The 26476-nt window shown below is 56.9% G+C and carries 24 protein-coding genes; 20 read left to right on the top strand and 4 right to left on the bottom strand.

The features are described from left to right. The first annotated feature begins 160 nt into the window (after positions 1 to 160). The 17 genes from GRX64_RS08695 to GRX64_RS08775 all read left to right on the top strand — a co-directional run bounded on the left by GRX64_RS08695 (position 161) and on the right by GRX64_RS08775 (position 17076). Positions 161 to 1027, top strand: coding sequence for a type IV pilus biogenesis protein PilM (locus tag GRX64_RS08695; RefSeq protein ID WP_235937588.1), 867 nt, complete (start codon positions 161 to 163; stop codon positions 1025 to 1027). After that, positions 1024 to 1632: a PilN domain-containing protein gene (locus tag GRX64_RS08700; protein WP_166266174.1), complete on the top strand. Its 609-nt coding sequence runs from the start codon at positions 1024 to 1026 to the stop codon at positions 1630 to 1632. The genes GRX64_RS08695 and GRX64_RS08700 overlap by 4 nt, the downstream gene beginning before the upstream one ends. Continuing rightward, positions 1629 to 2327 (top strand): type II secretion system protein GspM, encoded by a 699-nt coding sequence (locus GRX64_RS08705; protein ID WP_166266177.1) that lies wholly within the window; start codon positions 1629 to 1631, stop codon positions 2325 to 2327. The genes GRX64_RS08700 and GRX64_RS08705 overlap by 4 nt, the downstream gene beginning before the upstream one ends. Positions 2328 to 2331: 4 nt before the next feature. Then, positions 2332 to 2655, top strand: coding sequence for a general secretion pathway protein GspB (locus GRX64_RS08710; protein ID WP_235937589.1), 324 nt, complete (start codon positions 2332 to 2334; stop codon positions 2653 to 2655). Positions 2656 to 2675: 20 nt separating this feature from the next. After that, entirely contained in the window at positions 2676 to 4382 is a 1707-nt protein-coding gene (mshL, locus tag GRX64_RS08715; protein ID WP_166266179.1) for a pilus (MSHA type) biogenesis protein MshL, read from the top strand. 12 nt (positions 4383 to 4394) lie between these two features. Beyond that, on the top strand, positions 4395 to 5234 hold the full coding sequence (locus GRX64_RS08720) for an ExeA family protein (protein ID WP_166266182.1): 840 nt from the start codon (positions 4395 to 4397) through the stop codon (positions 5232 to 5234). Beyond that, positions 5231 to 6442, top strand: a complete 1212-nt coding sequence (locus GRX64_RS08725) for an MSHA biogenesis protein MshN (protein WP_166266185.1) — start codon at positions 5231 to 5233, stop codon at positions 6440 to 6442. Before GRX64_RS08720 ends, GRX64_RS08725 begins: the two co-directional genes overlap by 4 nt. A gap of 21 nt (positions 6443 to 6463) precedes the next feature. After that, positions 6464 to 8218 (top strand): GspE/PulE family protein, encoded by a 1755-nt coding sequence (locus GRX64_RS08730; protein WP_166266501.1) that lies wholly within the window; start codon positions 6464 to 6466, stop codon positions 8216 to 8218. Between the two features lie 31 nt (positions 8219 to 8249). Continuing rightward, a complete protein-coding gene (locus GRX64_RS08735) occupies positions 8250 to 9479 on the top strand; it encodes a type II secretion system F family protein (protein ID WP_166266188.1) in 1230 nt (409 codons plus the stop codon). A gap of 159 nt (positions 9480 to 9638) precedes the next feature. Continuing rightward, a complete protein-coding gene (locus tag GRX64_RS08740) occupies positions 9639 to 10070 on the top strand; it encodes a hypothetical protein (RefSeq protein ID WP_166266191.1) in 432 nt (143 codons plus the stop codon). Further along, positions 10067 to 10591, top strand: a complete 525-nt coding sequence (locus tag GRX64_RS19710; RefSeq protein ID WP_207308761.1) for a pilus assembly FimT family protein — start codon at positions 10067 to 10069, stop codon at positions 10589 to 10591. Before GRX64_RS08740 ends, GRX64_RS19710 begins: the two co-directional genes overlap by 4 nt. 35 nt (positions 10592 to 10626) lie before the next feature. After that, a complete protein-coding gene (locus GRX64_RS19715) occupies positions 10627 to 11106 on the top strand; it encodes a type II secretion system protein (RefSeq protein WP_166266193.1) in 480 nt (159 codons plus the stop codon). 149 nt (positions 11107 to 11255) lie between these two features. Then, a complete protein-coding gene (locus GRX64_RS08755; protein WP_235937591.1) occupies positions 11256 to 11741 on the top strand; it encodes a type II secretion system protein in 486 nt (161 codons plus the stop codon). Beyond that, positions 11732 to 12253, top strand: a complete 522-nt coding sequence (locus tag GRX64_RS08760) for a type II secretion system protein (RefSeq protein ID WP_235937592.1) — start codon at positions 11732 to 11734, stop codon at positions 12251 to 12253. Before GRX64_RS08755 ends, GRX64_RS08760 begins: the two co-directional genes overlap by 10 nt. Next, entirely contained in the window at positions 12253 to 13035 is a 783-nt protein-coding gene (locus tag GRX64_RS08765) for a type II secretion system protein (protein WP_166266196.1), read from the top strand. Before GRX64_RS08760 ends, GRX64_RS08765 begins: the two co-directional genes overlap by 1 nt. Next, positions 13025 to 13438, top strand: coding sequence for a hypothetical protein (locus tag GRX64_RS08770; protein ID WP_166266199.1), 414 nt, complete (start codon positions 13025 to 13027; stop codon positions 13436 to 13438). Before GRX64_RS08765 ends, GRX64_RS08770 begins: the two co-directional genes overlap by 11 nt. Continuing rightward, positions 13435 to 17076, top strand: a complete 3642-nt coding sequence (locus GRX64_RS08775) for a DUF6701 domain-containing protein (protein WP_166266202.1) — start codon at positions 13435 to 13437, stop codon at positions 17074 to 17076. Before GRX64_RS08770 ends, GRX64_RS08775 begins: the two co-directional genes overlap by 4 nt. A 24-nt stretch (positions 17077 to 17100) precedes the next feature. Here the strand turns inward: GRX64_RS08775 and glnG are convergent, their stop codons facing one another. The 4 genes from glnG to glnA all read right to left on the bottom strand — a co-directional run bounded on the left by glnG (position 17101) and on the right by glnA (position 21982). Beyond that, positions 17101 to 18528 carry a nitrogen regulation protein NR(I) gene (gene glnG, locus GRX64_RS08780; RefSeq protein WP_166266205.1) on the bottom strand — a complete coding sequence of 476 codons (1428 nt, stop codon included), beginning with the start codon at positions 18526 to 18528 and terminating at the stop codon, positions 17101 to 17103. Then, positions 18525 to 19607, bottom strand: a complete 1083-nt coding sequence (gene glnL, locus GRX64_RS08785) for a nitrogen regulation protein NR(II) (RefSeq protein WP_166266207.1) — start codon at positions 19605 to 19607, stop codon at positions 18525 to 18527. Before glnL ends, glnG begins: the two co-directional genes overlap by 4 nt. Positions 19608 to 19862: 255 nt before the next feature. Beyond that, positions 19863 to 20405, bottom strand: coding sequence for a DUF4124 domain-containing protein (locus tag GRX64_RS08790; RefSeq protein ID WP_166266210.1), 543 nt, complete (start codon positions 20403 to 20405; stop codon positions 19863 to 19865). A gap of 173 nt (positions 20406 to 20578) precedes the next feature. After that, a complete protein-coding gene (gene glnA, locus GRX64_RS08795) occupies positions 20579 to 21982 on the bottom strand; it encodes a glutamate--ammonia ligase (RefSeq protein ID WP_166266213.1) in 1404 nt (467 codons plus the stop codon). A gap of 555 nt (positions 21983 to 22537) precedes the next feature. On the opposite strand from glnA, the gene typA reads away from it, so the two are divergent. From typA to dtd, 3 genes are all read left to right on the top strand, one after another. Beyond that, complete coding sequence (typA, locus tag GRX64_RS08800) at positions 22538 to 24349, top strand: translational GTPase TypA (protein ID WP_166266216.1); 1812 nt, start codon at positions 22538 to 22540, stop codon at positions 24347 to 24349. Between the two features lie 99 nt (positions 24350 to 24448). After that, a complete protein-coding gene (gene pip, locus GRX64_RS08805) occupies positions 24449 to 25411 on the top strand; it encodes a prolyl aminopeptidase (RefSeq protein ID WP_166266219.1) in 963 nt (320 codons plus the stop codon). 318 nt (positions 25412 to 25729) lie between these two features. Continuing rightward, on the top strand, positions 25730 to 26209 hold the full coding sequence (gene dtd, locus GRX64_RS08810) for a D-aminoacyl-tRNA deacylase (protein ID WP_166266222.1): 480 nt from the start codon (positions 25730 to 25732) through the stop codon (positions 26207 to 26209). The last annotated feature ends 267 nt before the right edge of the window (positions 26210 to 26476 follow it).

Here is a 26476-nt window from a genome sequence, read left to right on the forward strand (position 1 = left end):
ACATAGTATGCAAAAGGTGGTTAAATCAGTCGAAAATCGTGGGGTTGTGTCTGTTTTTTAAACTATGATGTGAGACAAAATTCTTCTGGACCTAAAAGGCTTGTACGTGGCGTCGTCGTTTCTACAGCGAATTTTTAAACGGTCAGCTCAGACGAAGACCGTGTGTCTGGAGATCTTGCCCGATGGCATTGCCTGGTTTTGTGGCAATCATTCAGCCGCCGATCAGTCCGGGTTTTTGGCGTGCCCTCCCGCCAAGCGTGCCCCTCTCCTGGCGGATCTTGTCGCTCAGCAGGGCTGGACCGGCGCCCCTACCACCGTGGTGTTGCCCCTTGACCAGTACAGCGTGTTCCAGCTTGAACGACCCGATGGCCTGAGCGATCACGACCTGGCCGATGCGCTGCGCTGGAAGCTGAAGGACCTACTGGATTACAGCCCTTCCAACGCGGTCTGTGACGTATTTGATTTTCCTCATGATGCATCCCGTGGCCGGGGGCATTTGGTCAACGTTGTGTCGGCCCGAAAAACCCTGGCGAAAGAACTGGTGGCGCTGGTCAGCGATGCCGGCCTTGAGTTAAAACGAGTGGATGTGGCGGAACTGGCGCTGCGTAATTTTGCCGCACAGATGGATACTTCCGGCCGCGGTATGGCGCTTGTCCATCTTCGGGATGGGTACGGCCAGATGGTGATCTGCAAGGGTCCGGTGCTCTACCTGTCACGCCGGCTTGATGTGTCGGCGGAGGATTTAAGAGACGCGGGCCGGCAGGAAAGTGCCGTGCAGTCTCTGGCACTTGAGATGCAGCGTTCACTGGATTACTTCGAAAGCCAACTGGGCCAGGTACCTCCCAGATCCGTCCGGCTGGTGGCCAGGGACACCAAGCTGCCATTGGCTTCCATGATCTCGAACTACGTCGCAGCGGGCATCGAAACCGTTGACTGGGGGGCTCAAGGCTTGACCGAACCGCTGGACAGTCGATGCCTGGTGGCGTGGAGCGCGGCTTTGCCTGTTGCTGAGGCTCCGTCGCGATGACTCAGCACATCAATCTTTATACCGATGAACTGCGACCCCGTCAGGAGCCCTTCCAGGTCAGGCATGTTGTCGTGGTGGCGATGGCGTGCTTACTCCTGGTGGTGGCCAGTGCCGCCTATGTCCGTTATGAGAGTCATACTCTCAATACTGCCCTGGCCGGATATATATCGCAGCAGCAGTTGCTGGAAGTGCGCGTGGCTGAGCTGACGGCGGCTGTGGAGTCCCGGCAGATAGACCCTGACCTGGTCACGGCAATCGACGAACTCTCTGGCAACATCGTCCGCCGGCAACGTCTTTTGGTGGAGGTGCAGCGTCTGGTTGGCTCCGGCGGCGAAGGCTTTTCGCCATACATGGCGGCCATGGCGCGTCAAATTCCCGAAGGCGTCTGGTTGACCGGCTTTAAAATCGATCTCCGGGCCGCAGATGTGCAGCTCTCCGGACGCACGCGTTCGGGCGATCGGGTGCCGGTCTATCTGGAGCGGCTTGGAGATGAGCCGGTGTTCAGTGGTCGACAATTTGCACGCTTTAAGCTGGAGCGCCACGCATCCGGGCAATGGATCGACTTTGACATTGCGACCGAACGAATGCCTGGAAACGAATCGTGAGTGCGCTCAAGCAGCCGCTCGATCAGGGCGCTCAATGGTATAACAACCGGCCAGTCAGAGAGCGGGCACTGATTCTGGCCACGCTGGCTGTGGTTGTCTCGTTGTTGGGGTGGGAGCTGGCGGTATCGCCGGTACTTGATCGCAACACCCAAGTTCGCAATCAAGTACAACAGGCCCGGCAGCAGGTGCAGGACTGGCAGGTTCAAAGCGACGTATTGGCCGCGAAAGTGCAGGAAGACCCCAATGCTGAGCTGTTGGCACGTCGCCGCAGTCGCGAACAGCGCCTGGAAAACCTCAATCAAGAGCTGGCCCGAGCGACTGACCGCCTGATTGCGCCCAAGGCCATGGTTGCACTGCTACGGGATATGCTGGCGGCGCAGCAAGAGCTGGAACTGGTTGCCTTGGATTTGTTGGAGCCCGTGCCGGTTTATAGCGAGCAGAACGACCGCACCGAAACAGACGATTCTGGTGAAAAAAGCGACGGCGTAAGGACGCCATTACTCTACGCTCACGATGTCGAAGTGGTCATCGCTGGTCGCTATCTGGAACTCCTGGCCTATCTTGAGCGCCTGGAAAGCCTGGATCAGAGGCTTGGCTGGCATCAACTGAGCTATGAAGTAACAACATTTCCTGAGGCTCAGGCGACCATCCGTGTTCGCACACTGAGTCTTAGCCGGGCATGGTTGGGGGTTTGACCGCATGACAATGAAGATAGCGTTCGTGCTGCCCGTGTTGTTCCTGGCCGTTCTGGCGCCAGCGTCTGCGCTGGAGGACCCGACGCGGCCCGCGGATTTCAAGGCGCCCGTGCAGGCGACTGCGGTTCGCCCGTTCACCTTGAATTCCATCGTGGTTGGCTCCGCTAAGCGGGTTGCCGTGATTGATGGTGTTGTGCGACGGGAAGGTGACGTTTTTGACGGCGCACGCCTGGTGCGTGTCGAGTCCGATAAAGTAATACTCAGGAGTCAGGGACGAACATTGATTCTTAACTGGGTGATGCCGCCAAGCGTTCGGGTGTCACGATGATACGGTTACAAGGTTTATCTATGACAATGAGTAAAAAAGCCGCCGTTGTTGGCTTGGCGATTTTGATGGCCGCGTGTAGTAATAACCCGTTGCTGCGGACCAGTCAGGCCACGTCACGTGACGCTGCCCGAGCCATCGACGACGCGTTGGCCGAGGCTGAAAAGCCGTCAGCCAACCCGGGGCGCTCATCCACGGACCGTCTTCAGGTACCGTCAGCGGTGACGGACGCGTTGCTGCCCTCATTAGCGGATTCGCAAGGCAGTGAAGGCCGATTTGATATCAGTGCCCGTGAGCTGGACGCCCGAGCGTTTTTTGCTGGGCTGGTGGCGGACAGCCATTACAATGTTGTGGTCCATCCTGATGTGAACCAAGCCATCACACTGAATCTCCGGGATGTGTCGGTGCCAGAAGTCATGACCATTGCCAGTGACCTCTACGACCTCGATGTTCAGCGCAATGGCCAGCTCTATCGTATCTTGCCCGGTGGCGTGCGGACCCGATTGTTCCCCATCGATTATCTGCATTTCAAACGTCAGGGTGGCTCTGAAACCCGCGTCAGCTCGGGTCAGGTGTCCAATGCACGTAACAGTGGCTCCCAGGGCAGGAGTGACAGTGGGGGCCAAAGCGATTCGGGGAGCAGTTTGGTCGGCACCCGAATCTCGACAGCCACGGAGTCAGACTTCTGGGCGGACCTGGACAGTACGGTTCGAATGATCCTTGCTGGTGGTGAGAACAACCAGGTGATTACCAATCCAGGCGCGGGTCTGGTGATGGTCCGGGCGACACCCACAGAATTGCAGTTGGTGGAGCAGTACCTGACCAAAACCGAGCTGATCATGCAGCGTCAGGTTGTCCTGGAGGCTAAAATTCTGGAGATCAGCTTGAACGCCGGCTATCAGCAAGGCATCAACTGGTCGGATATTCAGAACGCATCCGGCATTACCGCCAGCGACGGTTTGCCGACCGAGTTTACCGCCCAAAGCCTATTGGGGCGTGCCGTGACCAGCGGTGATATTGGCGGCGTGTTCTCAGCCAGTTTCCGCGAAGGCAGTTTCACCGGCATGATTGAGTTGCTCGGTCGGCAGGGCAACGTGCAGATTCTTTCCAGCCCACGCATATCGACCGTGAATAACCAAAAGGCGGTCATAAAAGTGGGTACCGATGAGTTCTTTGTCACGGATATTGATTTTAACGAGGACAACAACGCGGCCGGAATCTCCGACAACACCAGTACATCGGTTGAGTTGACGCCGTTCTTCTCGGGCATCTCGCTGGATGTAACGCCGCAAATTGCGGAAGACGGATCCGTCACTCTGCACGTGCACCCCTCGGTCAGCGAAGTCGAGGATCAGCAGAAGATTATCACCATCGGTGAGCGGGACGTTACCCTGCCTTTGGCGCTCAGCACGGTGCGGGAAACCGACAGTGTTATACGCGCCAATAGCGGCCAGATTGTGGTCATTGGTGGCCTGATTCAGGATAAAAGTGAAGACCGAAACTCAGCGGTGCCATTTTTCAGCGAGATTCCCATCCTGGGTGAGGCCTTCAAACAGCGCAATTTTGACAGCGAGAAGAGTGAGCTTGTGATTCTCCTGCGTCCTATTGTTGCCGATGCCAAAGGCGTGCAAGCGGATATTTCCGCCAGTCGTGAGCGCATGACGGTCTTGCGGGAACTGCTGCAGTCGTCTGAGTCGGTCACCCCAGAGCCTGAAAAGGCCAAACGGTAGCCGGAGCCTGTGATGTACGAAGCGCATTTTGGTCTGCAGGAAGCACCGTTCTCTCTGACCCCCAATACTCGCTACTTTTTGAAGTCGCGGGGCCACAGCGATGCGCTTGAGTTGCTCATGGTGGCATTGAGAGAGCGCGAAGGCTTTATCAAGATCACCGGCGAAGTCGGCACCGGCAAAACCCTGTTGTGCCGGTTGCTGCTGAATGCGTTGGATCAGACTGCCCGTACCGCTTATATACCCAACCCCAGCCTGACGCCCGAGAATCTGTATGAAGCGGTCGCTGATGAATTGGGCGTGACCCTGGCTGGGCATGACAATACCCACCGCGTACTCAAGGCGCTGACAGAAAAACTGATTGAATATGCCGCGGATAACCGCCAGGTCGTGCTGGTGATTGACGAAGCGCAGGCGATGCCAGAATCGACCATCGAAGCCTTACGGCTGCTGACGAACCTGGAAACCGAGAATGCACGGTTGTTGCAGGTGGTGCTATTTGGTCAGCCCGAACTCGATACGATGTTAAACCGCCCCAGCCTGCGTCAATTAAAGCAGCGTATTACTTTTCAATACCGCCTGGATGCTCTCGACAAAGCATCGGTTGACCAATACCTCCGTCACCGGTTGTCCCAGGCGGGCTACAACGGCGCTGAATTGTTCGGGCCAGCGGCTCTGAGATTGATTGCCCGGGCTTCCGGTGGCATTCCCCGGTTGTTGAATATCCTGGCACATAAATCCTTGCTGGCGGCGTGGGGCCGAGGCGACCTCCGAGTGGATCGCTGGCATGTGAAGCAGGCCATACAGGATACCGAGAGCGCCTACCGGTCCGGCTGGATTGGGAGTTGGTTTTGAGTTTGCTAAACGATGCCCTGCGCGGGGCCGAAACCCGTCGTCGTCGCCCCGATGCACCAGCGGGCTACCCAGGTCAGCCCAGGTCTGGCCATGCATCAACCAACGCGTTTGTGCCCTGGCTGGTGCTGCTGGCCCTGGCATTGATCGTGGCGCTGCTGGCCGTGATCTGGTTATGGCTTAAACCAGTTCCTGCTGCGGCGTCGCCGGATGTGGTACCACCCGTTGCGGGACACATTGCCCGGCCGGCACCGCAACAACCGGCGTCAATGGATCTTCCGGAAGCGAAGCCCCAGCAAAACGCCGCGGTATTGCCAGAGCAATCTGAGACGTCTTCAACCCCGGGCGACCCGCTGTCTGTTTTGGAAAACACTAAAGCTAATTCTGATCACTCGACGCTGGCGCGCAGAACCGAACCCCTGCGTAAATCAGGCGAGACGTCGACGACCGAAACTGTGGTCGCCCCTCAACCTGTGCCTGCAGCGGAGCCGGAGGTTCAGGAGAAGGCTCCGAATAGAGCTCCCAAACCGTCACCGCGTACGCAGCCTGAACCGGTTTCACCAGTCGTGGCCACGGTGGACGACCGCACAGGGAATGACTCATTACCGTCAGCCCCGCCCGCCATCAAGCAACAGCGAGAGACGCCAGAGCTCGCGGACCGCCGGGCCGATGACCTGATTCGTAGAGCGCTGATGCGTGGCCGTGTCATCGAGGCTGAGCAGTTGCTCAAGGATATTGTGAGTACACAATCGGCACCGAAAAGCCGTGCCCGGTTTACCCGGCATTTGTTGGTAGGGCGCCAGCCTGAGCGAGCACTGAGCTGGCTTACAACAGAGGCCGCGCGCGAGTACAGTGCGCTCAGATTGCTGCGTGCCCGAGCGCTGCATGCTCTTGGGGATTCCGCTGCCGCAGTCATGCTGCTGGAGTCGGACATTCCGCCTGTAAAAGACAGTGCCGAATACCGGGTAACACTGGCGACATTGCTTCAGCGGCAAGAGCGTGTTGCCGATGCGGCCGTCCAATGGGCGGAATTGATTGCCTACGACGATGCCAGGGCAGCCTGGTGGGTTGGACTGGCCATTGCACTGGAAACGGACCAACAAACCCGCGGTGCGGCGCGGGCCTATCGGCAGGCCATGGCATTGTCGGATTTATCACCGTCGCTTGCGGACTATGTACGCCGCCGCCTGAACGCCTTGGGGGCGGGTTAGACTATGGCTGAACCAAAAACGATGGCTGAGCCGAAAAAGAAAATCCGAATCGGGGATTTGCTGGTTCAGAATGAGGTTATTACCGAAGATCAGTTGATGACCGCGTTGCGTGAGCAAAAAAACACCGGGCGTAAGCTCGGCCGAACGCTCATCGATCTCGGGTATGTTGATGAAGACAATCTGCTCAACTTTCTGTCTCGTCAGCTTGAGATACCGTTTGTGCAGTTACGCCATTTCCAGTTTAACAATGAATTGATCCGTCGCTTGCCAGAAGCGCTGGCTCGTCGTTTTCGCAGCATTGTGCTGGCCGATCAGAGCGGTGAACTGCTGGTTGGTATGGCCGACCCGATGGACATCTTTGCCTACGATGAGCTGGTGCGGGTTCTCAAGGTGCCCATCAAGCAAGCCGTGGTTCGTGAAAGCGAGTTATTGACGACCCTGGATCTGGTTTACCGCCGTACCGATGAAATCGCCTCGCTGGCGGAAGAACTGGAAGATGAACTCGGCGATGATGCCTTTGATCTGGCCGACCTGTCAGCGGAATCCGAGAGCGCCGAGGCGCCGGTGGTAAAGCTGCTGCAGACCCTGTTCGAGGACGCTGTGCAGGCCCGAAGCTCCGATATCCACATTGAACCGGATGAAAGCGTCGTCCGGATCCGGCAGCGGGTAGACGGGGTGCTGCAAGAACAGGTGATGAAAGAAAAACGCGTCAACTCGGCGCTGGTGCTGCGCCTGAAACTGATGGCGGGACTTAACATATCCGAAAAACGCATGCCCCAGGACGGTCGATTCAACATTCGGGTTAAAGGTCGCAGCATCGATGTTCGGGTTTCGACGATGCCGGTACAGTACGGCGAATCCGTTGTCATGCGTTTACTGGACCAGTCCCAGGGCACGTTGGATTTGAGCGGCACCGGTATGCCGCCCAGAATCCTGGAGCGCTTCCGAAGACTGATCAAAAAGCCCCACGGCATGATTCTGGTGACCGGTCCAACCGGCAGTGGTAAAACCACGACCCTCTACGGGGCACTGACCGAGCTCAATCAACCCGAGGTGAAGATCATCACCGCCGAAGACCCGGTGGAATACCGGTTGCCACGGATCACTCAGGTGCAGGTGAACACCAAAATCGGGCTTGAATTTGCGACGGTCCTGAGGGCCAGCCTGCGTCAGGACCCGGATGTCATTCTAGTGGGGGAGATGCGTGACCGGGAAACCGCCGAGATCGGTTTGCGTGCGGCCATGACCGGGCATCTGGTGCTATCGACCCTGCACACTAACGACGCCATCAGCAGTGCCATTCGGCTGATGGATATGGGCGCGCAACCGTTTCTGGTCGCCAGTTCGCTGCTGGGCGTGGTTGCCCAGCGCCTCATCCGCCGGGTGTGTGATAACTGCAAAGCGGATTACCAGCCAACCGATCAGGAACGCGTGTGGCTGGATGGCTTCAGTCGTGACCCGCTGGACATTGCCGGTGGCTTTATTGAGGGCCGCGGCTGTTACCAGTGCAGCAATACTGGCTACAAGGGCCGGATTGGTGTGTACGAGATGCTGGAACTGGACGAAATGATGCTGGATGCGCTCCGACGTCAGGACGTGTCGGCCTTCAACAAGGCGGCCCGGCGCAGTGAACTCTACCGACCTCTGGGTCAGTGTGCACTGGACTATGCCCTTGACGGCATTACCACCCTGCACGAAGTGTCGCGGGTGACGGCGGCGGCGGAAACCGACTATTACGAAGAAGAACAGCTTCCAACACTGGAGTTACCGGAATGATCGCACACTTTCACAAGGTTGACGGCTAGTCATGCTGTTTCGCTATCGGGGCAAGGACACCAGTGGCACGGTTCAGCAGGGGGCGATTGAAGCCGCCAGCGCTGACTCGGCGGCCGGTGAATTAATGCGCCGGGGCATAACGCCGTTGCAGGTGACAGAGAAGGTGGCGTCGACGTCCTCACTGGATAAGCTGAACGCGCTCCCGATTTTCCGCCGCAAGGTGACGTTGGATGAGTTGATCGTATTCTGCCGGCAGATGTATGCGCTCACTAAGGCGGGAATACCGCTGATTCGTACCATGCGGGGGCTGGCGGATACCTCACGGTCGCCCGAACTGGGGGTGGTTCTGACCGATATTACCGATCGGCTGGAGGGCGGTGTCCCCATGGCAGCGGCCATGCAAGCGCATCCAAAAGTATTCTCCGAGTTGTTCATCGCCATGATCCATGTCGGAGAGAACACCGGCCAGCTGGACGATGCCTTTAAACGGCTGTCGAGCATCCTGGAACTGGAGCGGGACACCAAACGCCGGCTGTCGCAGGCCATGCGTTACCCGACGTTCGTCATGATTGCGTTACTGGCCGCTTTGATGGTGGTCAATTTTCTGGTTATTCCGAAGTTTTCGGCGGTTTTTGCCAAGCTGGGCGCAGATCTACCCTTCCTGACCCAGGTGTTGGTCGCAACCTCGAATTTTTTAATTGGCTACTGGTATGTGCTGTTGTTCGCCGTTGCCGCCGGTGCGGTAATGCTCAGGCAATGGAAAAACACCGAAGCGGGGCGTGAAACCTGGGATCGCTACAAGCTCAGAATGCCAATTATCGGGCCGTTGCTGGAGCTGATCACCATGAGCCGCTTTGCCCGCAATTTCGCCAGCATGCTGGCGGCGGGTATGCCGGTTACCCGGGCGTTAACGGTAGTCGCCGATGCCACCGACAACGCCTGGATATCAAAGCACATCCGTGAAATGCGGCAGGGAATTGAGCGCGGAGACAGCCTGCTGCGGACGGCACGGGGCAGTATGATGTTCACCCCACTGATTCTACAGATGATCGCGGTGGGGGAAGAAACCGGTGCGGTTGACGAAATGCTGGTCAATGTGGCCGATTTTTACGATGAAGACGTGGACTATGGGCTTAAACGCCTGGCGGAATCCATTGAGCCCATCCTGATTGTGGCCATGGGCGTGCTGGTTTTGATTTTGGCTCTGGGCGTGTTTCTACCGATCTGGGACCTCGGCGCTGCGGCCATGGGGCGGGGCTAAGTGGGGGCATCGTCCCTGCCAACCGGTGCTCGATGGGCCCGCATGCCCAGGCAGTTTCGGTTTTGGATCGGTTTTTGTCTGCTGGGTGGCGTTGTGTGGTTTTTGCTCAATGCCCTTGAGCGGGAGACGGCCAGGGCGCAGGACATGGCCAGGGTGGTAATGCTCAATCAGTTACGGGCGGCGTTGGTCGTGAAAGCCGCCGAAGTGCGCCTGAGCAACGAGGGTCAGTATGCCAATTGGGTGGGGATCAACCCCATGGCGTTACTGGGGTCGGAACCTCGGGATTACCTGGGTGAATGCGCTGGCCGTGCGTTGCGGCCGGGGCAATGGTGTTTTAAGGTCTCAGGCCGTTCAGAGTGGGATAAGCCGACCGGTACGCTCATCTTTCAGCTCGGCGGGCCGATAACAGAGAAACAACAAAATACCACCAGAAATCAGGTGTTAATGTGGCAAGTGGTGGTTGAGTATACAGATAGAAACAGCAACGATCGTATGGATAGCAAAGATTTACAGACCGGGTTGAAACTTAATCGAGTTGGCGACCGTAACGAGACTTTAAAACCGAATGAATTCGGAGAGGCAAATCAATGAACCAAGGGCAAGCGATTCAAGCGCCACAGCGTGGTTTTACTCTTATTGAACTGGTTGTGGTGATTGCCATACTTGGTATTTTAGCGGCGTTTGCGCTGCCCCGGTTTGCCGAACTCTCGGACGAGGCGCACCGGGCCAGTGTAAAGGGCACTACCGGCGCTTTCGCTGCGTCTGTGGCCCTGGTCCGGGCTCAGTGGACAGCTCGTGGTGCCGGTGGCGCGCAAACCAACCTGACAGGATTCGGAGAAGAGAATGTGGATGTCAGTGCTGACGGCTGGCCGGTCAGTGTGGCCGGCGACAAGGCCCTGGCGTCCGCGATCAACGCAACGGATTGCTTACAACTCTGGGCGGGGCTGATGCAGTCCAACGCGCCTACGGTATCGACAACGGCGGCGACCGACGACTACACCGCGGCTGTGCCGGTCGCGGGCAGCTGTCGTTACACCTATAACCTCGACGGTGCCGGTGAGTACATTGAATACAACGCCACCAATGGCGAAGTAGCGAACACCCTAAACTGATTTCCAATTCAAACAGCAGTAAACAGGAAAATACCATGACAGCAATGAACGCAATCGCAGCAAGAAAAGAACAAGGCTTCACCCTGATCGAACTGGTCATGGTGATCGTTATTCTGGGGATTTTGGCGGCGTTTGCACTGCCACGGTTTGCGGATTTGGGCGGGGATGCAAGGGTTAGCACAGCCCAGGGTGCGGCCGGCGCGATCAAATCTGCAAATGCCATTGTGCGCTCAGCCTGTTTGGCTGACGCAGCGTGTGATACCACCGCTCCAACTGGAACGGTTGCGCTTGATGGCGGTGCCGTCGATACAGTGTTTGGTTACCCAGCTGCAACGCAGGCAGGTATCCTTGATGCCGCCCAAGTAATTGCCACTGACTTTGCAATAACTGCAGGTGACCCGATTCTCGTCAGTCCGATTGGTGCGGCGACGCCGGCTGACTGTCAGGTTTCCTTCACCGCCGCCGCTGATGCGACAACCGCTCCGGTGATCGCTGTTGACGTAACCGATTGCTAAACCGGATGGGTAGCGATGGGTAACCTGACAGTTTTTTGTTAGCGGCTTTTTCAAGGTCAGACTATCAAAGAGACTGTCAGCTTTAAGAGTAGGGTGAGGCGCTTATCAACATCGCATTATTTACGATGTGTTGAAGTGGAGGAGGCAGTGTGAAGTATGACCGTTTCCTCAAGTTCTCAACATCCGGCTTTACACTTGTAGAGCTGGTCATGGTGCTGATCCTCGTCGGTATCCTTTCCGCCCTTGGCGTTGGCCTGTTCGCAGGCCGGTCCGCGTTTAGCCCTCTTTTAGTCCAGCAACAATTCTCGTCCGCCGCGCTGCTTGCCCAGCAAGCTGCGTTGGCGGGCAACCCTGCCAATTCGGTGACCCTCCGCCAGACCGCTGACCGCTTGACGTTTGAAGCGTTGGGAAGTCAGTTTGATATGGCTCGCAATGGCGCCAGCCTTTCTTACCGGCTGTCAGGCGGTAGCTACACGCTGGTGCCCGGATCCGGTTTTGAGGTGGTATTTGATGCCTTTGGACGGATTGGCAGCCCGGTCGCAAGGCAACCTATTGACTTCAGGGTCTCAGGGGAAAGTCAGTTTGACGTCTGCCTGAGCGCTCTTGGGGCGGTCTATTCCGGGGCATGCCAATGACTCCGGGCCGGGAACTTCGGCTGGTTCGATCCGCGGGCGCAACGCTGGTTGAGCTGATCATCACCATTGTGATTATCAGCATTGCCATTGCGGGTGTGGTCGGTGCTTTCTCGGTCATTGCCGGGCGCAGTGCCGACCCGCTGAACCAGACTCGGGCGATTGCGATTGCCCAGCTTTACATGGACGAAATTATTGCGCGTAAGTATGACGAGAATACCCCTCCGGGCGGCACGCCAAAGCAAAACGGGTGTTCGATTGTGACCGAAGAAAGCGCTCGCAGCGGTTACGACGATGTGGACGATTACAACGCCATTGCCGGCGAGAGCCCCCGCAATGCAGATGGGCTTGCACTGGCAGGTACCGCATACAACGGCTTTACTGTCTCCGTTGCCATCACCTGCGCGGGGACGGAGATCGGGCTGGCCAATGAGGACGGTAAACGGGTGGATATCACCATCACCGATCCCTCCAGCCAAAGCTATCTCTTTTCCGGCTACCGGGCGAATTTCTGATGCGCCGGACAAAGGGTTTTACGCTGATCGAGCTGGTTATGGTGATTGTGCTGCTGGCTATTGTGGCGACAATCTCCGTTCAGTTCGTCGCACTCTCGACTCGTGGTGCGCTGGATGTCAGCGCACGTCAGCAGCGAGCGTTGCAGAATACGGTGATTTCTGAGCAGATTATCCGGGAGCTGCGCGAGGCCTTCCCGCTGTCCATCAGAGTGGCGGGAGGGTGTATCGAGTGGTTGCCTGTTGAGGCCGTGACCAACTACGCCGCCCTGACAACCGCCCCGGGGTTTGACGATATATCCATTGCAGCATTCAGCACGGTACCACTGGTCGGCAGCACACGGGTGGTTGTGTATGGTTATGGTTCGCCTCAGGCATCGTTGTATGGCAATGGCAATCCCGGCCCGGTATCCCCAAGGATTGCCGCAGGGGGCATTGCCAGCAATGCCATCACCCTGAGCGCTGGTCACCGCTTTGGCTCGCATTCACCCGAACAGAGACTCTACGTCATCAATACCCCCGTCAGCCTGTGTCAAAGCGGTCGCTTCCTTTATCGATACAGTGACTACGGTCGCGCCACCACCCAGCCGGTCAGCTTTCTGTCGTCCGCGACACGAGAAGTGCTCAGCGCCAACCTCTTGGGCTCCGTCGATTTTTCGGTCGCGCCGCCGACGCTGAAGCGAGCGGGCGTGGTCCAATTTACGTTTACATTGCAGGATTACGACACCGGCAGTGGTGAGACCACGACCGTCAGTCAGGAGGTGCAGATTCGCAATGTACCGTGACCATCCTGGAGTCCATCAATCGGGTGCCGGGCTACCGGTTGCCCTCTTCGTGATGACCGTGCTGGCGTTGCTGGTGGTCGGCATGGGGCAAGTGCAGCAAAGTAGCGGGCAGGCAATCGGGCTGCAAGTCCAGTCGCAGAGGGCATTGTTTGCTGCTGAAAGTGGTGCTCAGGCCGGCGTTGCCGAGGTGCTCTCCGGCGGAGCCTGCTCCAGCGTGACGTTGTCGAGATCCTATTCGGTTGATGGCCTTGATGGCTGTGGGGCTACTTTGACCTGCAATGCAGTGACTGCCGAACTCAACGGCAAGAGTCCGGCACAGACGATTTTCACCATTGTCAGTACCGGACGTTGCGGTGCAGGACAAGACTTGTCCGAACGAGTGGTTGAGGTGCGTGTGCGATGAAGGGTGCCCTGAAACTCCTGTTGATTATCGCCAGAGTATTTGCCGATACGTTTCCAGACAAAGCCGTCGCGCGGCTGTTGGCACTGACGCTGATGACCGGCGCTTCAAACGCAGCCTGGGCGGTATGCTCTGCCGATTATCACGGCCTGGCGACCATCAATGAGGTCAATCAACAATCCCAAGGTGCGACCAGTCGGTTCATCGAACTTAAGATTCTGTCTTCGGGACTGAGCGCTACGGATTACGACAGCTGGACTCTGCGCGCCTGCACCAGTCGACGTTGCACGGGTGATATTCCGGTGTCGGCCATGAACGATTCGACGCTGCCGTGGATTACTGCGGATGACTCGTTAATCACCCGCAATGACAATCTTGATTTCAATGCCATGGACGTGAGGCTGCTGGATGCGGGCGGAAATCTGATTGACTACCTCAGTGTCGGGGGGGTTTCCCAGCAGAGCGACGCCCGTTGTACGCCGGCATTCGACTGGGAAGTACCCGGTTCGAATTCCAAGACGCTGTTTCGCAATCCTGATGGAACCGGAATGTGGGGCTTTGAGAGCGGCAATTCTGGCGATGTCAGCGGCGGCGATACTAATGATGGCGGAGTTTCTGGGCCCAACATAAACATCGACAACGTGTCCGTTTTTAAGGGCGAGTCCGCGGTGTTTACCTGGTCCCTGAGCGCGGCAGCGACCCGGGATGTCCAGGTTGATTATCGAACCGCGGATGCGTCAGCCGTGTCCGGGCGGGATTACAGCGTCACCCAAGGGACGTCGGTTATCGCCGCCGGGGACACCTCGGCGCAGATCATCGTTCCCACGCTCGTGTCTGGGGCCGCCGGTCCCCGGCAATTCTACCTTGAATTGAGTAATGCCGTGGATGGGGGCGGTACCCGGTTCGGTCGTTTCGAGACCCAGGTAGGGGTAGGCACCATTATTCCGGCAGCTGTGGCAGATTGGCGTTTTGACGAAGGTGGTTGGGACGGTTCAGCCAGCGAAGTGCTGGATTATTCCGAATCAGGTCTCCATGGCCGAATGTTTAACGGTACCGGCTTCAGTGATGCCGCGCCGGCGTTATCCGGTGACCCAGGCACGTGCGGCTACGGCGTGTTTGACGGTTTGCAGAACCAGTACGCGGAAATATCGGACGATCCCCGGCTCGATCTGAGCGACGAACTGACCATCAGTGGCTGGGTGTACATTGATCGGTTTCCACAGTTCGGGTTGAATACCATTGTATCGAAAGATGAAAACTACGAATTCCATCTGGATGCCAATGGACAGGTTTACTGGTGGTGGCGAACGGCCAGTGGCGCCACTCACTCAATGACCACCACGTCCGCCGGGCTGGCGGTCAATCGTTGGCATCATATTGCGGTTACCTACCGCAGTGGTGCACAGCGCATCTACATAGACGGTACCGAGCGCGGCAATGCGGCTTTTAGTGGTCAGCTCAGAGTCAATAATGATCCCTTTCAGATCGGCCAGGACCAAGGCTTTGCAGGCCGTTTTTTCAATGGACGTATCGACGAGGTGTCGGTTTTTCGCTCGGCCCTGAAGCAAGCGGGTATCCAGCGCCTGTATGAGCGCAGGCGTTCGTGCCCAGCCACAGGGCCGGCAGAAATCAGAGTAGACGTGCCCACTTCTGCCAGCGTGTGCCGTGCGGCGGACGTGACAATCAGTGTCCGGGACGGGGGCGGCAACCTGCTGAGCGACTATGTGGGCGAGGTTGATCTGCAAACCAGTTCTGGTCGGGGTAATTGGTCCATCAGCTCGGGTGGGGGCACCTTGTCGCCAGACCCTCACGCCAGCAATGATGGCCAGGCCGGTTATCAGTTCGTAGCGGCGGACGGGGGCTCTGTTGTCCTCGCCCTCAGCAATGCCAGTGCTGACGTGCTAACGGTGATGGCAACCGATGGCGCGGCTGGCATCACCGGTTCGTCAACGCCCGTGGCATTTTCGGACAATGCCTTTGTGATTTCCGTAACCGATTCCCAGGGCAGCGACTTTATCGCCGAACGGGATCACGCCTTGCAACTGGAAGCCATCCGGCGAGATCCCGACTCCGGCCAGTGTGGGTTGAATGCCAATTACAATGGGGCGGTTGATATAAAAGCGTGGTTGGATCGCAGCACGGATGACCCGGGTGGTCAGGCACCGGTGGCCACTGCCGGTGCTGCAAAAGCCACGCTGCCCGATGCTGAGCCTGGGGTGGCCAATTTTGCCGTCTCGTTTATTGACGGCGTGGCCGCTTTGTCCTGGGTTACCACAGACGTCGGCCAGTATCGGTTAAACACCAAAGATGACAGTTCCGGCCTGGTGGTTGACGCTGCCAACAACCCAATCCCCGTTCTTGGGTCCGGCGCGCAATGGACAGTCCGGCCCGACCGATTTGGTGTAGCGGTGGTGGATAATCCTGCGGCAGCTAACGCCGGCGGCGCCGTGTTTGTTGCAGCGGGCGATGCTTTCAACCTGTCAGTGACGGCGTTGGGGGCCTTAGGTGGCAATTTGGCAAGTTATGGCCAAGAGGGCACGCCCCAGGGCGTTGATCTCACTCACACACTCGTGGCCCCGGCCTTGGGCGAGACCGGCGTGTTGTCTGGAGTAACAACGATCCCGGGGAGTCAGTTTGCTGGCGGGGTGGCGGCACTCGGGGGTGTCAGTTGGAATGAAGTGGGCATTATCCGGATTCGTGCCAGCAACAACCGCTACCTGGGCGTTTCACCGTTAACAACAGGTGAGTCGTCCAATGTTGGGCGTTTCGTGCCCGCTCGGTTCAGCGTAGTCGTTGATTCTGGCAGTCTGTTGCCGTATTGCGACGTCGGAACGGCTTTCGGGTACAGCGGCTCGCCGATACTGTGGAGCCTGCCCGCCCAGCTGTCCATCACCGCCGTGTCGGCCACGGAGGAAGTAACGCGCAATTACACCGTGGGTGGGTTCCTGAAGCTGTCCGCTGCCGGCATCACTCGAGTGGCGCCAACCACGGATTCAGGTTCGGTGGATGGCTCCGGGGCCTTGTTCGCTGTCAACTCTGTCCTCGGTGGGGGGGGACTCAGCGTCTTGTCGCCGGGCGTTGTAAGTTACGATTTTTCGGGTTCCGATGCCTTTACCTATGCTAAAAATATCGATGCCCTCGTGGCACCGTTTGTACCTGCGCTGGATATCACGGTGACCGGTGTCGAAGACACCGATTCGGTCTCGGCCACAGCGATACCGTTCGGTATCTCGCCGGATGCGCCGTTTGAACTTCGTTATGGGCGATTCGCCCTTGAAAACGTGTACGGTCCTGAAACTCTGGCGGAGTTGACGATGCCGTTCAGCGCAGAGTACTGGAATGGTTTCCGGTTTGTTGATCACCAGGCGGATGCATGCAGCCAGTGGTCAACAGCGGACATCTCGGACACGGAGATCTTCCACTCGCTGGTTGCTGATGCCGGGGTATTGAGCGGAGGTGAGGGCGGCCCGCTGGTGCTGGAGCCGAACGCAACAAGCGGCACCGACACGTTGTCGTGGCTGGTGCCCTTGTGGCTGAGGGACGACTGGAATGGCGATGGCAGTCTGGAGTCTCCCGTTGCAACGGCCACATTTGGAGTTTTTCGTGGCCATGACCGAGTCATCTATTGGCAAGAGCGGTAACGGGTAGTCCAGCGCGAGGAGGGTTTAATCCTCCTCGCCCTCCGGATGGTCTAGCCCCAATTCATTGATTTTCCGGGTTAGGGTGTTGCGGCCCCAGCCCAACAGGATCGAGGCGTCGCGACGTCGGCCGCCAGTGTGCTTGAGGGCCGTTTCTATCATGATGCGTTCGAATTCCGGGATGGCCGAATCGAGGATGCCTTTTTTGCCACGCTTCAATTCCTGTTCCGCCCAACTCTGCAAGCCTTCTTGCCAGGTGTGAGCGGTGGTGGGGGCGTCGGCCTGCTGTAGCAGTTCTGGTGGCAGATCTTCCACGTGAATATCTCGGCCACTGGCCATGACGGTCAGCCAGCGACAGGTGTTCTCGAGCTGGCGGACGTTGCCCGGCCACGGAAGCGTCGTCAGGTACTCTTCAGCGTCCGGCCGCAATACCTTGGACTCTACCGCCAGTTCCCGGGCAGCACGCTTAAGAAAGTGCTGCATTAGGCGAGGGATGTCTTCCCGGCGTTCGGCCAATTTCGGCAGATGCACACGAATGACATTGAGTCGGTGAAACAGGTCTTCCCGGAAAGTGCCTGCCTGGACCAGTTTCTCGAGGTCCTGGTGTGTGGCGGCAATAATGCGGACGTCCACCTTGATCGGTGTGGTGCCGCCGACGCGGTAGAATTCACCATCGGCCAGGACCCTCAATAGCCGGGTCTGGGTATCCGCGGGCATGTCGCCGATTTCATCAAGGAACAGCGTACCGCCGTTGGACTGTTCAAAACGGCCCTGGCGTGCTGCCGCAGCCCCGGTGAAGGCGCCTTTTTCATGACCGAACAACTCCGACTCAATCAAGTCCTTGGGAATGGCAGCCATGTTGAGGGCGATAAAAGGGTTGCTTGAGCGTGGACTGTGATTGTGCAGAGCCTGAGCCACGAGCTCCTTACCTGTGCCACTTTCACCGTTGATCAGGACGGTGATATTGGAATGCGACAACCGACCGATTGCCCGAAAAACCTCCTGCATGGCCGGCGCTTCGCCAATGATTTCGGTGTGGCGCTGACCGCTGTCCACGGGCGGTTCAGACGTTGCCCGGCGCTCATGGCTGTGCGCTATGGCGCGTTTGGCCAGGGCAACGGCGTCGTCGACATCAAAGGGTTTGGGCAGATACTCAAAGGCGCCGGTCTGGTAGCTGGTCACCGCGCTTTCCAGGTCGGAGTGCGCCGTCATGATGATAACGGGAAGGTCCGGGTGAGCCTGGACAATGCCGGACAACAAAGCGATGCCATCAATGCCCGGCATCCGGATATCACTGATGATGGCATCGGGTTGCTCGTGGTCCAGCCGCGCCAGAATGCTCTCACCACTTTCGAACACCCGTGGGTTCAACCCGGCCTGGGTGAGGGCGCGCTCTAAAACCCAGCGAATACTTCGGTCGTCGTCAATAATCCAGACATTCGCCGTTTGGCTCATGATGTTTCCTCCAGGGGTAGGAAGATGATGAAGTTGGTTCGGCCGGGCTCGCTTTCGCACTCTACGAGTCCGTGATGCTGTCCGACTATGCTTTGCGTGATGGAAAGCCCCAGTCCGGTGCCGTTCGCACGGCCGCTAATCATGGGGTAAAACACATTTTGCAACAGGTTTGCCGGAATCCCCGGTCCGTTATCGATTACGTCCACGCGGCACACGAGGCGGTGACGTTGATGGCCAATGGTGAATTGCCGGAGCGCACGGGTGCGGAACCGAATCGTCGGTGGGTCTGTGACGCCCCGTTTATCGGTCTGTTCAAAGGCCGCCTCCATGGCGTTGCGAGCAATGTTCAAAAACGCCTGAATCAACTGTTCCTTGTCTCCGATCAAGTCCGGGAGGCTGGGGTCATAATCGCGTTCAAACACCAGTTGGTTCCGGCTTTCCGCTTCAAGCAGCGTTCGGACCCGTTCAAGAATTTCATGAACGTTCGTTGGCGCCAGCTTCAGTGCCCGGTTGGGGCCGAGCATGCGGTCAACCAGACCTCTCAGCCGGTCAGCTTCGTCAATAATGACGCGGGTGTACTCCCGTTGTCCTTCGTCATTCAGCTCCCGATCGAGAAGCTGTGCGGCACCTCGAATGCCGCCCAAAGGGTTCTTGATCTCATGAGCCATGCCCCGGACCAAAATGCGCGTGGTTTCCTGTTGGGCAATGATGTCTTCTTCACGACTGATGCGCAGCAACCGATCCCGGGGCTGCAATTCCATCAGCAAATCGGAGGGCTCGGACCCCATCGGCGACACAGAGTAATCCACGGTAAACCGTGAGCCTGACACCAACATGAACTCCGCTTCCCGCTTGGTGTAGGAGTTGCCATTGCTCGCGGCTGCAAACAGAGTTTCGAGCGCCTTGGCGGATTCGATGAACAGGTCACTCACCAGGTGGCCGTTAATGCGCGTCAGGCTGGTCTCAAGCAGATTTTCGGCGGCTGTATTCAGATATTGGACTTTCAGTGCTGGGGTCAGAACCAGAACGGCGGTGGTCAGGTTATCCAGTATGTGTTTGTATTCTGCCGATATGTCCATATTCGCCCCCTTGTGATGATCAGTAGCACTGCAAAAAGCGAACCAAAATGGACGGGATGTCCAGACAGTGCATCGGTGATGAGCGACGCCACTCTCGCGGGGCGTGCGTCGCTGTGTGCTGGTGCGGGCCTCAACATAATTCGGAAGCACTAATGTGCCCAATGCCCCGTGGTGGATCAGAGTATGGCGACTTTATAGTGCGAGCGCACCAATGAGGTGCGCTATGTTTGTGTGGCGGGGAGCCAAAGGCGGGGCTTAGTTGCTGCGATTCTGATTGATAACCGATGGGCGGTGAAGGGTGAAGCTTATGCGGCTGCCGGATTGAATGCGCTGGCCCTTGCTATCGACCACAAAGGCGCTGGCATTATGCGTGCCTCTGTCGATATTCCGGACGGTGAACGAACCACTAGGGTTCTGCCCAACCGGTTGACCATCAATATCGACTTCAAAGCGGTGGCCTTTCTTCAGGGCCGGTGAGCTGGACACGCGTAACTCGATATCACCGTTGCCGCTGTAAAAAGCGGTACCATCCTCTGGCGCATCGAACGTAATGGCGTCGTAAGGCTTGGCTTGAGTTTTTTCCTCCGCTTCGGGTTGCCGGGCACGGGCCTCAACGTCTTTCATTTTGGGCAGCGTCACGGTTGTTACTGGGCGCACTTTTACGGTTTCGGCGCCCTTCCGCGGTTCGTCGGAAAAGGTAACGTTGCCGTTTTTGTCCAGGTAGCGATAAACCTCCGCCACGGCAGGAGTCGCTGTGGTGACGATGACGAGCACTGCGGCCCACATCAAATAGTTCATGTTAGTAGCCCGTTCGGTGATTGTTTTTTGATTATCAGCAGGCGGTCTGTGGTTTGCAATGCCTGGCGCGGGCAGATGCGTTACAGCGGGGTAATGCAACCGTCTGATTTTTGGTCCTGCCGGCACAAAAAAACCCCGCCGAAGCGGGGTTTTTCAGACTGCGTCCCGAAGGATCAGACTGAGTAGTACAGGTCGAACTCAACCGGGTGTGTGGTCATGTTCAGACGCTCAACTTCAGCACGCTTGAGGCCGACATAACCTTCTATCATGTCTTCCGTGAATACGCCGCCGCGAGTCAGGAACTCGTGGTCGCTTTCAAGAACATCCAGTGCTTCCTGCAGGGTTTCGCACACGGTCGGGATGTTGAGTGCTTCTTCTTTTGGCAGGTCGTACAGATCCTTGTCCATGGCATCGCCCGGGTGGATCTTGTTCTGAATGCCGTCAAGGCCTGCCATCATCAGGGCCGCGAAGGCCAGGTATGGGTTGGCGGAAGCGTCCGGGAAGCGCACTTCGATCCGGCGTGCTTTCGGGCTATTCACGTAAGGAATACGGATAGAGGCAGAGCGGTTGCGGGCAGAGTAAGCCAGCATAACCGGTGCTTCAAAACCTGGAACCAGACGCTTATAGCTGTTAGTCGAGGCATTGGTGAACGCGTTGATGGCTTTTGCGTGCTTGATGATGCCGCCAATGTAAAACAGTGCCGACTCGCTCAGACCCGCGTAGCTGTCACCCGCAAACAGGTTGCTACCGTCTTTGCTCAGTGACATATGTACGTGCATGCCGGAACCGTTGTCACCAACCACTGGCTTAGGCATAAAGGTGGCCGTCTTGCCGTAAGCGTGAGCGACGTTCTGAACGCAGTACTTAAGAATCTGAACTTCGTCAGCTTTCTTGACCAGAGTGTTGGCGCCAACACCGATTTCGCACTGACCGGCTGTGCCCACTTCGTGGTGGTGTACTTCAATGACCAGGCCCATGGATTCCATGGCCGCACACATTGCGCCACGCAGGTCATGCAGGCTGTCTACCGGTGGAACCGGGAAGTAACCACCTTTGACGCCAGGACGGTGACCAATGTTGTTGCGCTCAAAGTCTTCGCCGGAAACCCAGGCTGCCTCTTCAGAGTACAGTTCGTACATGGCGCCGTTCATGTCGGTCTTCCACTTGACCGAGTCAAATACGAAGAACTCGGGCTCTGGACCAAACAGTGCGCCATCAGCAATGCCTGTGGACTTCAGATATTCTTCAGCACGACGTGCAACGGAGCGGGGGTCGCGTTCGTAACCCTGCATAGTAGAAGGCTCGACGATATCGCAGGTGATGTTGACAGTCGTTTCTTCGGTGAACGGGTCCAGAACGGTGCTGGTATCGTCTGGCATCAGGATCATGTCGGACTCGTTGATGCCTTTCCAGCCAGCGATCGATGAGCCATCGAACATTTTGCCGTCAGTGAAGAAGTCATCATCGACCTCGGTCGCAGGCAGCGTTACGTGCTGCTCTTTACCGCGGCTGTCGGTGAATCGCAAATCGACCCATTTGACTTCGTGTTCTTTGATCAGATCAATCGTCTTCGACATTGTGCATGCTCCGTAGTTTTACCCGCTTAGCGGGAGAGTTCTTTATTCGAATTACCGGATCGGAAAGTCGCGCGCCGGACAGATTGTCGGTCACGCCACTCATTCTTCAGGTTTGGGCAGCTTATCAAAAGGTTTGGCTGCTTGCCTGCATATTCGTTGGATTTGAATTAAGCAATCCGCTTGCCAGTTTTTTGTGAGTGCGCCAGAATTGCGCAGCAGTGCGGAAACTGAGCGTTTATGGCGCCAGCGGTCGTTTCAGAAAGGAAGTGCTTAAGACAAGATGCGCACCAATAAGGAGCGTTAAGCCATGAGTCGCTCAAAGATGGTGCGTTTTTGGGTTGGTTTGTCGAAGGGAATGCTGGCTGGTTGTTTTTTAGTCAGATAAGCATATCTCTACATAGTTACTGACAGCAGTTTCCGATATACTGCGCGCCCTCGGTTACGGCGATACCGTGACCCTACTTTACTTTAAAGATTTGAGACGGCATACGTGCTGCGGTGAGACCGCGGCCAGACGACCCTCTCAGGTCATCATGCATGCCGCAGGATACAGTTGTGATTGAAAAACTTCGTAATATAGCCATCATCGCTCACGTTGACCATGGTAAGACCACGCTGGTGGACCAGTTGTTGCGCCAATCCGGTACTCTGGACCGAAAAGAGCTCGAGAGTGAGCGCGTCATGGATTCCAATGACCAGGAAAAGGAAAGAGGCATTACCATCCTGGCCAAAAATACAGCGCTGAAATGGCACGACTACGACATCAATATCGTTGATACCCCGGGACACGCCGATTTTGGTGGCGAAGTTGAGCGGGTAATGAGCATGGTTGACTGTGTGCTGCTGGTAGTTGACTCCATCGACGGCCCGATGCCACAAACCCGTTTTGTAACCCAGAAGGCTTTTGCGGCGGGTCTGCATCCGATTGTTGTGGTGAACAAGATTGACCGTCCCGGTGCCCGACCGGACTGGGTCGTTGACCAGGTGTTCGACCTGTTTGACAACCTGGGGGCCAGCGATGAACAACTGGACTTCCCGATAGTATTTGCCAGCGCCCTGAATGGCATCGCCGGTATGGATCATGAGAACCTCGACGACAATATGGATGCTGTTTTTCAGGCCATCGTTGATCATGTGCCCGCACCCAACGTCGACCCCGAGGGGTCGTTCCAGATGCAGATCTCCCAGCTGGACTACAACAGCTTCCTGGGTGTAATCGGCATCGGTCGTATTGCGCGCGGTAAAATCAAGGCCAATTCTCCAGTAACCGCTATTGGCGCCGACGGCAAAAAACGGCAGGGCCGTATCCTGAAAATCATGGGGCATTCCGGTCTGCACCGTGTGGAAGTCGAAGAAGCACAGGCAGGGGATATCATCTGCGTGAGCGGGCTGGACGAACTGCACATTTCCGATACCCTGTGCGATCAGGCCAAGGTGGAGGCCTTACCTCCGCTGACGGTGGATGAGCCGACCGTGTCTATGACCTTCCAGGTCAACGACTCGCCGTTCTGTGGTAAAGAAGGCAAGTTTGTCACCAGCCGGAACATCAAGGAGCGTCTTGAGAAGGAGCTGCTTACCAACGTCGCCCTGCGTGTTGAGGATGGCGAAACGATGGATAAGTTCAAGGTATCCGGCCGCGGTGAACTGCACCTGTCGGTGCTGATCGAAAACATGCGTCGCGAGAAGTTCGAGCTCGCTGTTGGACGTCCTGAAGTGGTCATCCGGGAAATTGACGGTGTCAAACAGGAGCCGTACGAAAACGTCACTATTGATATCGAAGAGCAGCATCAGGGCGCTTTGATGGATCAGATGGGGCTGCGCAAGGGCGACCTGACCAATATGGTGCCGGATGGCAAGGGGCGTATGCGCCTTGAATACACCATTCCAGCACGTGGTCTGATCGGTTTCCGTAACTCCTTCCTCACCCTGACCTCTGGCTCAGGCATTCTGACGTCCACCTTCAGTCACTATGGTCCGATCAAAAGTGGCGATATGACCGCTCGCCAGAACGGTGTGCTGGTGTCTATGGCAACTGGCCCTGCGCTGACCTATTCACTGGAAACATTGCAGAGTCGTGGCAAGCTGTTCCTCGACCCGGGTCAGGAAGTTTATGAAGGTCAGCTGTGTGGCATTCACAGCCGTGAGAACGACCTGGTGATCAACCCAACCAAGGGCAAGAAGCTTGACAACATGCGCGCTTCTGGCAAAGACGAAGTCATCGCCCTGGTGCCGCCAATCAAGTTTACTCTTGAGCAGGCACTGGAATTCATCGATGAAGATGAATTGGTTGAGGTGACGCCGAAGTCGATCCGCCTGCGCAAGAAACATTTGACCGAAACCGATCGCAAGCGCGCCCACAAGAAGTAATCTGCAGTACATCAATACAAAAAAAGGGGCAGATCACATCTGCCCCTTTTTTTGTTCACTTCAGCTAAACTTTGGTAATACCCTTTTTCGGAGCTTTTTATGCTCACTCTCTACCCCGACATCAAGCCCTATGCCGAACACCGTTTGGCGGTGGATGCACCTCACGAACTGTATCTGGAAGAAAGCGGAAACCCCGACGGACTTCCGGTGATCGTGATTCACGGCGGCCCCGGGGGCGGCTGTGAGGACTATTACCGCCGTTTTTTCGATGCCGAACGCTTCCGGATCCTGTTGTTGGATCAGCGTGGCTCCGGGCGATCAACACCGCTGGCGGAACTGGAGGGTAATGAAACTCAGGCGTTGGTCGCAGACCTGGAGCGGGTACGTCAATTTTTGGGCATTGACCGGTGGCTGCTGTTTGGCGGCAGTTGGGGTTCCACTCTCAGCCTGGTCTATGCAGAGACTTACCCCGAGCGCGTCAGTGGGCTAATACTTCGTGGCATTTTTCTTTGTCGGCCTGAGGACATCTACTGGTTTTATCAGCACGGTGCGAGCCGGGTATTTCCGGATTATTGGCGGGACTATTTGGCCCCGATACCAATAGACGAGCGAGACGATATGGTTGCCGCCTATTATCGTCGCCTCACCAGCCCCAATGAACTGGAGCAAATTCAGGCCGCCAAAGCGTGGTCGGTGTGGGAGGGGCGTTGTGCGACGTTGCACCCCAACCCACGCGTCGTGGATCGGTTTGGTCACCCGCACGTTGCCATCGCCTTGGCTCGAATCGAATGTCACTACTTCATGAACAGGGCGTTTCTTGAGCCCGACCAGATTGTGAGGCATGCCGGAAAGCTGGCCGGCATCCCGGGTGTGATCGTGCACGGTCGATACGACATGGTCTGCCCTTTGGATAATGCACTGGCGCTAAGCGAAGCTTGGCCGCAAGCAAGCCTTCGCATCATAAGGGATGCCGGGCACTCTTCGTCAGAACCCGCTATTGTCGACGCGCTGATGAGAGCCTGCGATGAAGTCGCCGATGCGATCGAAGGTCGCGCGGACTGAGCTTGCTTGCGAGAGTGCCAACGGACGACTAGAATCTCGAGACCATTTTGAGCAACGCTCGTGCCCCGTTGGTTTGATTCGGCTAATCTACTGCGTGACGCTGAGGCCTCGCATCAAGGTCTGGCAACGCCGGCCAGTGGCCTCAGCGTCAACCCCTTTGGACCCGGCTGAAGACCTTTACAGCCACGTTGTACTGCCGCGGTTTGGAACCGCCAAACTGTCGCCACTGCGACTTGCTTTCTAGGTCTTCAGTGGCTGAGTAGGTTAGCCGAATCAAGCCAACAGGACACCAGGTTGCGCCCATGATTTAGGGGATGCATGAAAGGGCTTATACAACGTGTAAAGCGTGCGAGTGTTCATGTTGAAAAAGTGTTAATCGCTGAAATCCCCGCAGGCCTGCTTCTGTTCCTGGGGGTTGAGAAGTCCGACGGCCAGGCGCAGGTGTCAGCCTTACTGAAAAAAGTGGTGAACTACCGCGTTTTCCCCGACCAAGACGGACGCATGAATCGGAGTCTGATGGACGCCGGTGGGTCCTTGTTGATCGTGCCTCAGTTTACGTTAGCTGCCGATACTGGCTCGGGAACCCGGCCAGGCTTCTCCGGAGCAGCCGCTCCTGACGATGCGCGGGCATTATTTTGTAATTTTTTGCAACAATCCACGAGCCTTCTTGGACCGAAGCGGATAGGCGCGGGTCAATTCGGCGCCGATATGGAGGTATCCCTGGTTAATGATGGGCCTGTGACATTTTTGTTAGAGGTATCCGGGTTCCATGGCTCCAATCTCCATGGTCCTAAATAGTGCGGTGATGGCCTGTGTGTGCTTTATTAGGGCGGGTCGGTCGGCATGGTTTTGGGTCGGCTCGACTAAAATGACATTTATGTTGCTGAAAATTAAGAATTACTGGTGTGTTGGCCCTGAATTTGTAATGTCAGGGTTAGAAAATGAGTCACGGAAACATGCAAGACGTGTCACAAAACTGACCATTAAATCTGGTAGAAAAGTTTGCAAATTCACGTTCCTTGTATTAAAAAGACTCATCATTCAGTGCTTTAATAAAGTGCTGTA

This window comes from Marinobacter caseinilyticus (assembly GCF_011074955.1).
Classification (GTDB): domain Bacteria; phylum Pseudomonadota; class Gammaproteobacteria; order Pseudomonadales; family Oleiphilaceae; genus Marinobacter; species Marinobacter caseinilyticus.